This window comes from Neobacillus cucumis, from assembly GCF_002860255.1.
Lineage (GTDB): Bacteria > Bacillota > Bacilli > Bacillales > Cytobacillaceae > Neobacillus > Neobacillus cucumis_A.
In genome coordinates this window covers 31,192-44,211 of sequence record NZ_PGVE01000058.1, presented here as the reverse complement: position 1 = coordinate 44,211, position 13,020 = coordinate 31,192, and the positions used below count along the sequence as shown (strand labels likewise).

Annotated in this window: 12 protein-coding genes and 1 riboswitch; of the genes, 4 read left to right on the top strand and 8 right to left on the bottom strand. The window is 38.7% G+C overall.

Annotated elements, in window-relative coordinates:
- Nucleotides 1-3: 3 nt before the first annotated feature.
- Nucleotides 4-1,014, bottom strand: a complete 1,011-nt coding sequence (locus tag CVD27_RS15305) for a LacI family DNA-binding transcriptional regulator (protein ID WP_101648766.1) — start codon at nt 1,012-1,014, stop codon at nt 4-6.
- Nucleotides 1,015-1,338: 324 nt separating this feature from the next.
- Between CVD27_RS15305 and CVD27_RS15300 the strand changes: the two genes are divergently transcribed.
- Nucleotides 1,339-3,543, top strand: coding sequence for a YhgE/Pip domain-containing protein (locus CVD27_RS15300; RefSeq protein WP_257984377.1), 2,205 nt, complete (start codon nt 1,339-1,341; stop codon nt 3,541-3,543).
- A 62-nt stretch (nt 3,544-3,605) separates the two neighbouring features.
- Here the strand turns inward: CVD27_RS15300 and CVD27_RS15295 are convergent, their stop codons facing one another.
- The 3 genes from CVD27_RS15295 to CVD27_RS15285 all read right to left on the bottom strand — a co-directional run bounded on the left by CVD27_RS15295 (nt 3,606) and on the right by CVD27_RS15285 (nt 5,270).
- Entirely contained in the window at nt 3,606-3,806 is a 201-nt protein-coding gene (locus CVD27_RS15295; protein WP_101648764.1) for a hypothetical protein, read from the bottom strand.
- Between the two features lie 207 nt (nt 3,807-4,013).
- Complete coding sequence (locus CVD27_RS15290; RefSeq protein WP_101648763.1) at nt 4,014-4,538, bottom strand: type 1 glutamine amidotransferase domain-containing protein; 525 nt, start codon at nt 4,536-4,538, stop codon at nt 4,014-4,016.
- Between the two features lie 120 nt (nt 4,539-4,658).
- On the bottom strand, nt 4,659-5,270 hold the full coding sequence (locus CVD27_RS15285; protein WP_101648762.1) for a TetR/AcrR family transcriptional regulator: 612 nt from the start codon (nt 5,268-5,270) through the stop codon (nt 4,659-4,661).
- A 272-nt stretch (nt 5,271-5,542) separates the two neighbouring features.
- Here CVD27_RS15285 and CVD27_RS15280 point away from each other — a divergent pair, with 272 nt between their 5' ends.
- The gene (locus CVD27_RS15280) at nt 5,543-6,988 is read left to right on the top strand and encodes a DHA2 family efflux MFS transporter permease subunit (RefSeq protein WP_180960308.1); all 1,446 of its coding nucleotides are present in this window, start codon (nt 5,543-5,545) and stop codon (nt 6,986-6,988) included.
- A 316-nt stretch (nt 6,989-7,304) separates the two neighbouring features.
- Nucleotides 7,305-9,035, top strand: coding sequence for an S-4TM family putative pore-forming effector (locus CVD27_RS15275; RefSeq protein WP_180960305.1), 1,731 nt, complete (start codon nt 7,305-7,307; stop codon nt 9,033-9,035).
- 138 nt (nt 9,036-9,173) lie between these two features.
- Here CVD27_RS15275 and CVD27_RS15270 read toward each other — a convergent pair whose 3' ends face one another.
- From CVD27_RS15270 to CVD27_RS28195, 4 genes are all read right to left on the bottom strand, one after another.
- On the bottom strand, nt 9,174-9,734 hold the full coding sequence (locus CVD27_RS15270) for an AAA family ATPase (RefSeq protein WP_101648759.1): 561 nt from the start codon (nt 9,732-9,734) through the stop codon (nt 9,174-9,176).
- Between the two features lie 226 nt (nt 9,735-9,960).
- A complete protein-coding gene (locus CVD27_RS15265; protein WP_101648758.1) occupies nt 9,961-11,373 on the bottom strand; it encodes a fibronectin type III domain-containing protein in 1,413 nt (470 codons plus the stop codon).
- A 176-nt stretch (nt 11,374-11,549) separates the two neighbouring features.
- Nucleotides 11,550-11,693: a hypothetical protein gene (locus tag CVD27_RS28200; protein ID WP_180960304.1), complete on the bottom strand. Its 144-nt coding sequence runs from the start codon at nt 11,691-11,693 to the stop codon at nt 11,550-11,552.
- Between the two features lie 174 nt (nt 11,694-11,867).
- Entirely contained in the window at nt 11,868-12,023 is a 156-nt protein-coding gene (locus tag CVD27_RS28195) for a hypothetical protein (RefSeq protein ID WP_180960303.1), read from the bottom strand.
- Between the two features lie 685 nt (nt 12,024-12,708).
- Nucleotides 12,709-12,792: riboswitch (cyclic di-GMP riboswitch) on the top strand.
- Nucleotides 12,793-12,831: 39 nt separating this feature from the next.
- On the opposite strand from CVD27_RS28195, the gene CVD27_RS28190 reads away from it, so the two are divergent.
- Nucleotides 12,832-12,975: a hypothetical protein gene (locus tag CVD27_RS28190; protein ID WP_180960302.1), complete on the top strand. Its 144-nt coding sequence runs from the start codon at nt 12,832-12,834 to the stop codon at nt 12,973-12,975.
- The last annotated feature ends 45 nt before the right edge of the window (nt 12,976-13,020 follow it).

Here is a 13,020-nt window from a genome sequence, read left to right as displayed (position 1 = left end):
CGGTCAGCTTTCTTGATTTATATCACTCACAGACTCCCGCTCCACCAGCGTGGGAGCAAGCATGATCCGATTTGCCGGCATACCAGGATTCTCAATTGACTCCAATAATTGTTCCATGGTATAGCTTGCTAGTTTAGCAATGGGCTGAGCAATCGTGGTTAAGCCTGGGTCTGATATTTCCGCATGAATCGTGTTATCAAAGCCGATAATGGAAATATCACGAGGAACCGATATTTTCGCCTTTCGTGCCTCATTAATAAAAACAGCAGCAATTAAATCCGTGGAAGCAAAGACCGCTGTTGGCCTTTTTTCCATTTTAAAAATTTGTCTCGCAGCCATTTTAGCTTCATCTATTTTGGATTTTGCTTCGATCACTTGGACGTTAGTAGGGTTTACGCCTTCATCGGCGAGAGCCTTTTTAAAGCCCTCCACACGCAGCCGTCCGCTCGCCCGCTGCGGCTCGGTTATGATGACAAAATCACGGTGACCTTTTTGACAAAGATATCTGCCTGCCAGATAACCTCCCCTAATATCATCTGTGGTGACAACGTTGGAATCCAGCGCCAGATGGTCGATGGAAAACAAAACGCAAGGGACGTTTTGGCTATTAAGGTTTTTTAATTTCTTTACATCCTTTGGCTCAGTTGCGATGATGAATCCATCGACTTGCTTTTTTATCAACAGATCCAGATAATCGTGCTCACGCTCGAGTTGATAATCGGTGCTGCACAAAATAATCGAATAACCCAATTCCCGTGCATTATTTTCGAGTGCCCGGGCTACTTCTGCAAAGAAGGGGTTCGCAATATCCGGAACCAGCACGCCAATCGTGAAGGTCTTTTTTCCCGTTAATGCGGCAGCTACACTGCTTGGCTGATATTCCAGCTCCTTCATGACCTGTAAGACTTTGTTTTTTGTTTGTTCACTGATACGACCAGTGTTATTTAGAACTTTAGATACCGTAGCAATCGACACATTGGCCTCTTTTGCTACATCATAAATCGTTGGTTTCATGGTCTTCTCCTCTTCGTTCCTTACCCATGAACAAGATATCAGGTTGTCACGCTCCAAAAAGAAGGAAAGCGCTTACCCTATATTTATTATATTTTAACTATACCTGAATTACAATTACATTTTTTAGAATCATGGTAGAATCATGGGGACGGTTCTCCTGCTTTCAAAAATCTGTCCCTTTACTTATCTTTAAAATAATTCCTAGAAATGTAAAAAAGTATTTAACATTCTATTAAATATTTTAGTAATATAAACCTATGACATATGGGTCCTACAAACAATAGATTTAGTACCCAGAAACAATGGGGGTTAATAGATTTGAATATGATAAGCGGCGAATGGAGACATATTTTCAGCCATCGCAAAACAGGATTTACATTACTAGCCATTCTTTTTGTACCATTGATCTATAGCAGCATATTTCTATCCGCTTTTCGAAATCCATATTCTAAAACCGGGGATCTTCCTATTGCCGTAGTGAATGAGGATGTAGGATCGTCATTTGCCGGACAGAATTTACAGCTAGGAAAAGATTTGGTAGATGATTTAAAACAGAACCACTCGTTTAAATGGACATTTACCAATAGCAGGGATGCATTCAAAGGATTGAAAAATGAAAAGTATTACATGATAGTGGAAATTCCAAAAGATTTCTCTCAAAATGGTTCCACATTGTTAGACCATCATCCAAGTAAGATGGGGTTAAAATATTACACAAACCCAGGCAAAAACTATATGGCATCAAAAATAGTAGTCTCTGGAATGAGTAAAATTAATGAGAAAATATCCAATACAATCACCAAACAATACGCCACGACATTGTACAATCGTTTAAATCAAGCAGGCAATCGTTTACAAGAAGCAACAGACGGAGCCAGCCAAATTGACAAGGCTGCGAATGAAATCACAAATAAATCGACTACTCTACATACCTATTTACAGAGCTTAGCTTCTGGTACCGCCTTATTTAATGACGGAACACAAAAGATATACAATGGAACTCAACAATTTCAAACGGAAATTGGTCAGCTCTCTAACGGTGTACAAAAACTAAATGGTGGTATGGATCAATTACAAAATGGCCTGGGTGTCCTAAACCAGACGGGTGAAAAGTTAGCCCATAGTTCTAAACAATTAGAACAAGGAACGGAGGAACTTAAAACAAGTTTGCAGCAATCGTATCAAAGTACACTGGCCTTTCAAGAAAAATTGGCCCCGCTATGGACCGCGTTGGAAAATTTAAAGAAAAAACAACCTGAATTAGTCAACCAACTGAACGCCTTACAACAAATTCTTGATGGTCAAATCGAATTAGTAAACGAACAAAAGGAGCTTATTCTTAAAAGCAAAAGCCTCACAGATCAAGAGAAACAACAGATGCTTGCGAATTTGGATCAGCTGTCTCCTGCCACTTCCGATGTAACGGTCGGCTTTACAGATATCCAGTCCATCATATCAACCGTCTTACAAGGCTCACAGAATGTTCAGAGTCAACTAGACCAGTTTGCAGAGGGACAACAATCGATGTATGAAGGTGCTGAAACATTGGCAAAAGGGCAACATACCTTCAGTTCAAGCTTGGAGACATTTACTCAAAGGCTGGCCAAAGCACATAACGGGGCTAACAAGTTATCGGATGGAGCAAGCACTGCTTCCAACAGTCTTTTAAAAATTGACCGAGCAAGCAATCAATATGCGAAAGGGATTGAAAAACTTCAATCTAGTGCTAATCAACTAAGTAACAGCTCTCAAAAACTTGCAGATGGTTCCACCGCCTTCCATGAGGGGGCTTCCCATTTATCTGAGGGAACAGGTCAATTGCTCTCTTCCTTACAATCCAGTTCTTTGGATTCGGGTGTACTGAAGTTGAATGATAAGAATTTTGACATGTTTTCGAATCCGACTAAGTTGGAATCCCACACAATCAGTGAAGTAAGTGACTATGGAGCTGGGTTAATCCCTTATATCTTGGCGATAGGATTGATGGCGAGTGCATTGTTTTTCTCAACCACCTATCAACTGAAGGAAACAACGATTGAACCATCATCTGCAGCTTCTTGGTTTCTAAGTAAACACAGTGTAGTAATTATGGTTGGAATGGTTCAATCCATCTTAGCTGTAACAATCCTAGTGCAAGGAATGGGGCTAGAAGTTAAGAATGTATGGGGCTTATATCTATTTACCATTTTGGCTAGTCTTACATTCCTATCCTTAGGTCAAATGCTCTGTACCCTTTTGGGGAAAATCGGGCAGATTATTGGATTTATTTTACTGCTATTGCAAATTGTCGGCAGTTCAGGAACATTCCCAATCGCCTTAGTGCCACCATTTTATCAACATTTAAACCCATACCTCCCAATGACGTATGCTATAAAAGGGTTTAGAGATCTAATCTCGATTGGAAATGGAATCCATGATATATGGATTCAGGTCCTAATGCTGGCCGTATTTGGATTAGTCTTTAATGCTGCAACTTTATTATATTTTGTTCTTCAATTGAAACAAAAGAAAAGTGTAACCACTGCTTAAGAATCAAAGGGACGGTTCTCATGCTTACGGAAGCATGAGAACCGTCCCTCTGTTTACTCTGTTTATCCTATATCTTCGAATATTTTTTCAAATACCTCGAACGCTTCTGTGTCGATTCCAGCCATCCAGTGAATATATTTAATTTCTTTTCCCGTTAAATCTCTGTTAACCCTCTTTGAAACTAAACGAACTAATCGTTTATATCGTTCCTCTTCTTCCGTGACAAACGTAATGGCTTCTAAATATTCTTTTCTAGTCATCATTTTGCATTCTCCTCCCTAGCCGCAATTTTGTCCAAAAGTCGATTAAAATAAACCCATGATGCCTGATAAATTAGGAAACTAGTAATGAATCTCAAATATTTGCTTCAAAAAAAGATGAAAAGGACATTGAATTTGCGCTAAGAGGAGTACAAATTAATAGGTAAAATTACTAGAGGAGCCTAACACAAGTTAAGCTCCTTCCAATAACTACTTCTGTTCCAATACTTTAATAAATTCCCGCAGATAGTCAGGCAGATCGGGGGGACGACGGCTTGAAACCAGGTGTCCATCGGTCACGACGGGCTCGTCATACCAAACAGCTCCTGCATTTTCCATATCATCGCGGATACCAGGCGTACTCGTAACCTTTTTCCCCTTTAGGATTTTAGCAGAAATCAACACCCAGCCGGCATGACAAATCTGGCCAATGGGCTTTTCGCTTGCGTCCATTTCCTGAATAAGAGAAAGAACTTCCGGAAAGCGCCGGATTTTATCCGGAGCCCATCCTCCTGGAACTAGAATGGCATCATAATCCACCGCATTCACATCGCTATAAGCACAATCAGATTCCGCCGGCACCCCATACTTGCCTACATATTTTTCATGTGCCCTCTCCCCTGCAAGATGGACCACAGCCCCCTCTTCCCGAAGCCTTAGAATCGGATACCAAAGTTCTAGATCTTCAAATTCATGATGAACTAAGCTAATAACTTTCTTTCCTTGCAATCGCATGTAATCAGATTCCTTTCAACTTATATTTCAAACCTAACCAAACTCTTGCACTAATAATATCAGGTTTCTATGCTTTTTCACATAACCAAGGGTATTCAAAGGTAATCAAAGGGACGGTTCTCATGCTTCGGAAGCATGAGAACCGTCCCCGTGATTCCCATTTATTTGAAAGAGCGTGTACATCTGTTTGGCTAGGTATTGGGGTGTGTATGGCATGTCTTTACGTAACCATGCGACGATGGTGCCGATTAGGGCTGAGGAGCTGTACCAGATGACGATTTCGTTTTGAATGCCCTTCTTAACAAGCTTGGGGTTATTTTCTATACTCTCTGTGATCCTTTTTGTAAGGATCGTTAACAAACGCTCCGTAAAGACTGGAGTTCGTCTCGTACCAAGTACAACTTTATAGAATTTGGCATTCTCAGCAATATATTCAAGCAGGGCGACAAGATTCAACCAAGCTATATCCTCACCGGAATCTTGGGTTGTTTTGGTCCTCGTGATGATCCCCTCAATATCCTCGGCCATTTCCTGTGCCATTTTCTCCATCATGTCTTGTATATCATCATAATGCAAATAAAATGTGACACGGTTAATGGTTGCACGTTCCGCAATCCGATTCACCGTGATTTTATTCATGTCCATCTCCTGCAGTAAATCGATTAAGGCATCCTTGATTAATTGGCGTGTCCGAAGGATCCGCGGATCTACACGTGATTTTGAATGGTCCATCCCTGCTACTCACCCTTCTATTTAATAAATTTACACTTTTTTTATTTCTGTCTATCATCTTCAACATTTAAGACAAAACACGTAAAAAATGATAACTAAATTACACTTTTAAAAAAATTGACGATTGCCAATATCCGTTTTCTAATGTAATTTATACATTGTTAATTATTAAACACTTTGTAAAAAAAGTCTATAATCAACTAAGAAAGGATAGGGTAAATTTGAATAATCATCATAAAGATGTCACAAATTCGATAAAAAAAGGACCTGTTATGTTCATTATGATTTTAGGTGCCTTTATTGCCACCTTAAACCAAACACTCATGAGCGTCGCTACTCCTGAGCTAATGGTTGAATTCAAAATCACAGCTGCAACCGCACAGTGGTTAACAACAGGCTACATGCTCGTAAACGGGGTCCTGATTCCGATCACTGCCTACTTAATGCAGCGATTTACCACACGTGAGCTCTTTCAAGCTTCCATGTTTATTTTTCTAGCAGGGACGATCGTTTCTGCGATGGCCACGGGCTTTCCTTTATTATTAACCGGACGCATGATTCAAGCCGCTGGTGCAGGAATTATTATGCCGCTGCTAACCCATGTCATTCTGACCATCTTTCCTCCTAATAAAAGAGGGGCGGCCATGGGGATGGTCGGACTTGCGATCATTTTCGCTCCAGCCATTGGGCCTACCATTGCCGGCTATATTATTGAAAACTACAAATGGGAAACGATGTTTTACGGGATGATTCCCTTTGCCGTCATTGTTATTATTCTAGGTTTTATTTATCTCCGAAATGTTAACGACCGAATCAAGTCAAAACTCGATATTCTTAGTGTGATCCTCTCTACCATTGGTTTCGGCACCTTACTTTATGGTTTCAGTCGGGCTGGAAGCCTTGGATGGTCAGATATGGAAGTAATAAGCACGATTACAGTGGGTGTCTTGGCTCTTGCACTCTTCTCATGGAGGGCGCTGAAGTCGCAAAATCCACTCCTTGACCTACGGGCATTCAAGTATAATATGTTCTCTCTAACGACCATTATCAATATCGCGGTGACCATGGTCATGTATGCAGATATGATGCTGCTTCCGCTTTACCTTCAGAATATCCGTGGGTATACAGCTATAGAGTCCGGTCTTCTCCTTCTACCGGGTGCGCTAATCATGGGATTCCTTATGCCAGTTACCGGCAAACTGTTCGATCGCTTTGGCGCGAAATGGCTGGCTGTAATCGGAATGATTATTACGATTGCCACAACGTTGGGCTTTACCAACCTGACGGACTCGACAAGTTATATGTATTTGGTTCTTATGTCAACAGGACGCCGGATTGGAATGGCCTTGATGATGATGCCACTACAGACAGCGGGTTTAAATCAACTGCCACAAAGTTTAAATGCACATGGAACCGCCATAAGCAATACCATCCGGCAAGTGGCTGGTGCCGTAGGAACTTCGCTTCTCGTCACCGTTATGTCGGACCGGACGAAATCACATGTAACCGATATGATTCCTTCCGCCGCTGCTAAGGGTTGGACCCAGGCACAGATGGTAAAAGAAGCTACCATACAAGGAATCAATGACGCTTACCTAGTCATTATTGGGATTGGCATCATTGGATTACTGCTTTCCCTGTTTATCAAGAAGGTAACACAAGCATCCGAAAAAGATTCCAAAGCAGTTAAGGTACAACAGAGAACAGCGGAAACGTAAGCATGGGTAAGCATGGGGACGGTTCTCGTGCTTCCGAGCGCGAGAACCGTCCCTTTGCTTTTCTATTTACTTACTTCTACTTCAGTAACGGAATTATAAGTAGTTGCTTAATCAGGATATCTCTCAGTTAACTAAATTTCGCTTCTTTTTACTAACTCATTCACAGGCTAATACTATGTAATAAATAAATATATAGCATTATAATATGTATTATTTTAACATTAAAATGAGTAAAAAGACTATAATCATAGGGACGGTTCTCATGCTTTAGAAGCATGAGAACCGTCCCCATGAATTCGACTAGAGAGGAATTATGATGGACATTTTAAAGCAAACGAGAAATTACGATAATATTAAACTACTCAGGGCCAGGGACTATAGTTATCATCAAGCAAGAAAATTTAATTGGTTTAATATTTACCTAGCGGTTGTTCCTATTATTTATTCTATTATTTCAAACATAACCGGCTTTAACTTAACCCAGTTAATCCACTTGGATAAATACATCAGTGAAAAAATGAGCAGTGTTATCCTTTCAGGGCTTGTGTATCTTTTAACCTTAATCATATCGGAAAAAATTAAACGATTAAAAGAGGTTTCAAATTATCTCCGTGAACAATATGATTGTAACGTTTTTAATCTGCCACCCAACAAATATATGTCAAATTTGCCGGGACCAGAGGAAATTGAAAGGTATGCCAAAAAACAAAGGGATTCAGAATTATATCCTGTATGGTATGGGGAAAAATTCACATCCGATCACTTAATTAATACCGTTGTTTGCCAAGCCGATAACATATCCTATGCTGCTTTTTTATACAAAAAGTTAAATCGTCTTTTATTGATTTTTAGTTGTGCGCTGTTCTTACTTATTTTTATCATTATTTTTGTAATGAATAATCTCGAGGAGGTTTTCTTTGATGTGCTGATCCCTTCCTTTACGATTTTCTCCATTATTTTTAAGGTTACATACAAATCAACAACGATTCAAAGGGAATATCAGCATTTATTAAACCTGATAAAAGAAGATGCATTTACAGCAGCGATTGATGACATTCATCTGAGAATGTTACAGGATAAGATTTTCCAAACTCGTTTAAATGACATTATTACTCCCATCATTATTCGAAAAAACCTGTTAAGGGAAAACAACGAATATAAGGAGTTTTTTTACAAATTTAAAGAAAGCATTTGCAAAGGCATGATAAAGCAGCCGCAACTTCCTAGTGAAATCCCTGTTTATAATTTAAACTTTCAGGACACTTATACGATGGAGGATTTACATCGACCTTTACTAAAGATGCTGAAAGAAGTAGATAAAATATGTAAAGAAAAAGGCTTACCCTACATTATGGATGGAGGCACCTTGTTAGGAAGCGTCCGCAGCCAAGGCTTTATACCATGGGATGATGACATAGATATTGGAATAAAATACGGAGACCGGGGGAATTTTTATCGTATTCTCCAAGAGTGCCTGTCTAGCGATTACAGCATTGAATGCTTTGAACATGACCCATATTACTCACCAGTACTTCCAAAATTCAGGATAAGACTAAATCAAACAGAGGTAATTGAAAAATTACCAAATGCAAGCAGTAATTTTCAACACAAAGGCCTTTTCATTGATGTTTATACATTTGATTTTGCACTACGATCTTTGTGGGTGGACAAACTCTATAGGCTTCTAATCATGTTTCCTGCATATAAGCTGCTTACTCAGTTAGATATTCTTGGAAAAGGGAAATTCAAATTATACTTTTTAAAAAAGTTTTATTTACACTTAGAATCGTTTTATAGCAAACTCCCAAAAAATAAGGAATGGATCTCCTATTCACCTAGTTATCTTTATAGACCACTGAGTCCCGGTCCTTATTATCAATCTAATAAAGTCTTTAACGGAATAAATGAATTGCCCTTTGAAGACACACACTTTCAAGGCCCTGCTGAACCTCACCATATCTTACAACAATGTTATGGAGACAACTATATGCTACCGAACAAGACCTATGTCACCATTCTTCAGCATTTAAAAGCAGTAAAACTATAGAAGCATGGGGACGGTTCTCGTGCTTCCCCCCTAACTTTTGATGATTTAAATGAGGACTTGACGTTTGTGGAATTGACAATAGAAATAAGCAGAGAGACATAACTCTCTGCTTATTCTTTTAGCAATAGGAAGGTTCATCTATAACTCAAATCTTTCTTTAATCCTGTTCGCCACTTCCACTGCACTTAAATTGGTATTATTTATTTTCAAATAATTTCCCTTCGTGATTTCTTCAGGCAATGAATTTAATCGATACTTTTCCATTGATTTTTTCAAGTTTGCCTCGGACCACTCCACATTCCTCTTGGTGGGCTTATGCTCAAGCCGATGAGGGCTGCGATTCCGCTCAATCCGTTCACCCAAATCCGCCTCAAGTTCAACAAAATAAACGGTGCCGCCCCTTGATTCAAAAATCTCACAAACTTGTTCAATATAATCCCAATCTTCTTGAAGGTCGAATGCCCAAACATAAGTGAATATTAAACCGTACAAATCGCTTTTCGCCACGGACTCAAATATTTCTTGGCGAAATAAACTTACTAGTCTTTGTCCCTCTTTCGTACCGTAATCAAAAAAGGGGGTTACTAATTCAATGGTCATGTGATTATGGAATAATTTCAACTCAGTAATTTTCGCTAATTCCTGCCCTACTGTCATCTTACCAACAGCCTGTGGTCCAAATATCAAGACAAACTTCATGGCCCTTCCCCCCCTAATACCCTTCCATTTCTTCCTATATCACCCATAATATCATTATTTCTTTCAACCTGACCAAAGAAAGAATATTATTTTGTTTTTAAGGGAAAGATATAAATCACCATGAACGCTTTCCCTGATACACAACAAAAAGCCCTTCTCCATGGAGAGGGGCTTTAGTTAATTTTCAAAAAAGAAGCATGAGAACCGTCCCCATGCTTCCTTCATTTTATGGTCTTACACTAATAATCGTGCTCCAACCGCTATATACTTTAGTTGTGCCCACAGTTGTATAGGCTCTTAGTTTATAATAATAGGTTTTCCCCATGATTAATCCAGTATTGGTGTAATAAAGGGATGTTGTGTTTTTTAATAGAGTGTAAGTTCCACTATAAGATGTGGCTCTATAAAGTTCATAACCATTTACCCCTGCTACAAAACTCCAGGTCAACTTAAAGCTGGTTGTAGTTAGTCTAGTTGCTTTAAAGTTTGCTGGAACAGATGGTATCGGTTTTGCAGATGCTACTGCTGAAAAATTACTATAAACCTCCTTAGTTCCAATCATTCGGTAAGCTCTGATTTTATAATAATATGGTTTATTGGTTGTAAGCCCCGAGTTATTCAGACTGGTAGCAGTGGTAGAACCTACAAGTGAATAAGAACCTGTACTGGATGTTGCCCGATAGACCTCATAACCACTTGCACCACTGACTGCTCCCCAGCTTGTCTTGATGCTATTATATGCCGATGAAACGGCCTTAGCTGAAGATGGAATAGCAAGTGTTGGTTTCACCGCAACGACTGGAGTAAAACTACTATAAACGGTCGATGTCCCGGTTTGATAAGATCTAACTTTATAGAAATAAGTGGTGCCTGTAGTTAAACCTGTATTGTTATAGGAAGTACTTGTGGTAGAAGTTACTTTTGTAAAAGGTCCAGTGCTGGATGTTGATCGATAGATCTCATATCCTGAAACCCCACTTCCTGCTGTCCAACTTAAATTAACATTAGTGTATGAAGTGGCAGCCGCCTTTAAATTGGTTGGCTGCATGTAGTAAGTTGGGTTGGTGTTAAGCCATTTGTAGATGGTTTCATAAGTAGAGCTGCTATAACCATTTGCTACTCTTATATAAGGGTAACCTACTGTCTTTTTAACCAATATTCCGTACCAAACTTCAGATTGACCACCAGGATATAACTCCACATCATATTCTCCCAAACCACTGAGTTGATCTGAGAATGAGGCTGAAGAAATAGGGGAAATCTTCTGTCCGCTAGCTGTAAAAAAACTATCTTCGCTCCACATGACATCGCTCGCGTATAAAGACTCTGTTGCTGGTCCCGATACATATTTTAAGTTAAACTTCATTAAAAGCCATTCTTCATCCGCGGCTGGTTCATCATTAAACATATTTTCTCTGGCAACTATCGAATTGGCTTCTTCACCTTTATACATTTGTAATAATTTCAATTCTACAACCTTGGAGGTATCACCATAATATTGCTGGAATGTAAATCTATGATTCTCCCAAGCATTATATGGCGTACCACGATCTCCTGCTGCCGCAAAAACGGTGTCCATCTTAGTGGATAAAATCAAAATAAATAAAATTAAAAAGGACAAAATTCTATATTTTTTCACATAAATCCCCTTTCTATGTATCCCTCAAAATAGGTACTAAGCACCAGTAACATCTTACCAAACAACTTCTAAAAATTAACATGATATTTTTCGACAAATTCAGCCAAAAAAAAATCACGGGGACGGTTCTCATGCTTCCGAAGCATGAGAACCGTCCCCGTGATTCCCCCGTTATTCTAGATAACTAGTTGTTTTAAGTCAGCTTTTAAATCTTCAATTAATTTTTCAAGTGTCATCTCAGTTTCATTTTCGCCATTTTCGTATGCCTTTTTGACAATTTGTGAAAAGTCTACAAGGCTTTGCTTTGCGTCATGATTCATTTCTTAATCTCCTCCTCTAAATATATTAAGTTTATGCTTTACAATCAATCCCACATGGAAAATTGTATTATTTTGTAGAAATAGTACGTATTTTAATTATTTTGAAGTTTAATATACCCATTTAGCCCCAAACACAAACCACCGCTTTTTCAACATAAAGCGGTGGTTTGTATTTTAAATGTTTTTATTTAGAAAATTTGAGCCAACAAGCCAAGCAGCAGCCATTTTCAAATCCCGGATTGAAAGTCCCCAACTATCATTTACCATCCGATGAGCATCCGGTAACTCCTCAAAGGTACATAGGAAACCTATATTTATATGTAATTCCAAGCTTTATTGAGTTATTTCTCTCCTGCTTTTCCTCCCACACCGTATACAGGTACCGGTATAGTAGTTATACTTATGTCTTTTACGAAAAAAACAAATAATCGATTTTATTTTCATCGGCTCCTCCTCAATAGGTTTATTTTACCATTAACATACCAAATATTCCTAAACTTTTAAACAATAAGCATGAAAATAGTTTGTTTAAATGAGTGAATGAGAATAAAGGCGGGAAAGAAATCCCAACCATTCTCTAAAAAACGCAGGAGAACCGTCCCCTTGCGTCAAAATTCATGCATTTATCCTATTGATTTTGTAAGCGTTTCCATATATATTTAATTAAACACAATTGAAAAACATAATAGGTATCTACAACTATCAATAGGAGTGGATGATCATGGACAGACAAGGGAATCTATTAGTAGGGTTATTTTGGGGTACATCTCTTAGTGTTCCGTTATGGATTGCGTTTTTCGGTTGGATGAAACTACTTTTACGTATAGTCATGTAGCAGGTACTAAAAAATTAACTATAATATAAAAATATAAGAGTAAAGATCCACAAACAATAAGGATCCTTACTCTTTTTACTTTTGGACAGAAATATAAATATGATTCGACAAAAATCGATAAAAGCAGACAAAATTCTTCCCAAAGTAACCGATATCATTTATACTATTGTTAAATTCAATCGTACGAAAGGGCAGCACCATTGAAAGATGGTTACGCAAAACTATAGGGGCTAAGGTCTTGGACTATGCTTGCCAGTTACCGAAACAATATTTGACCTCCGTACGATCACTTTGGAGGAAAAAATGAACAAGAGAAACATGAGAAAAAATGCACCTAGAGTGAAGTCAGGGTACTTGACTGCAAAAGAGCGAAAAATCGTAGAATGGTATGAAAGTAAAAGATTAGAGGCAAAGTTAAGGGAGTTTGAACCCAATGCTGTTAAATGACAAAGAAGGCTCCTTTGCCAAAGGATGTTTCTGGGGGCTATTGTT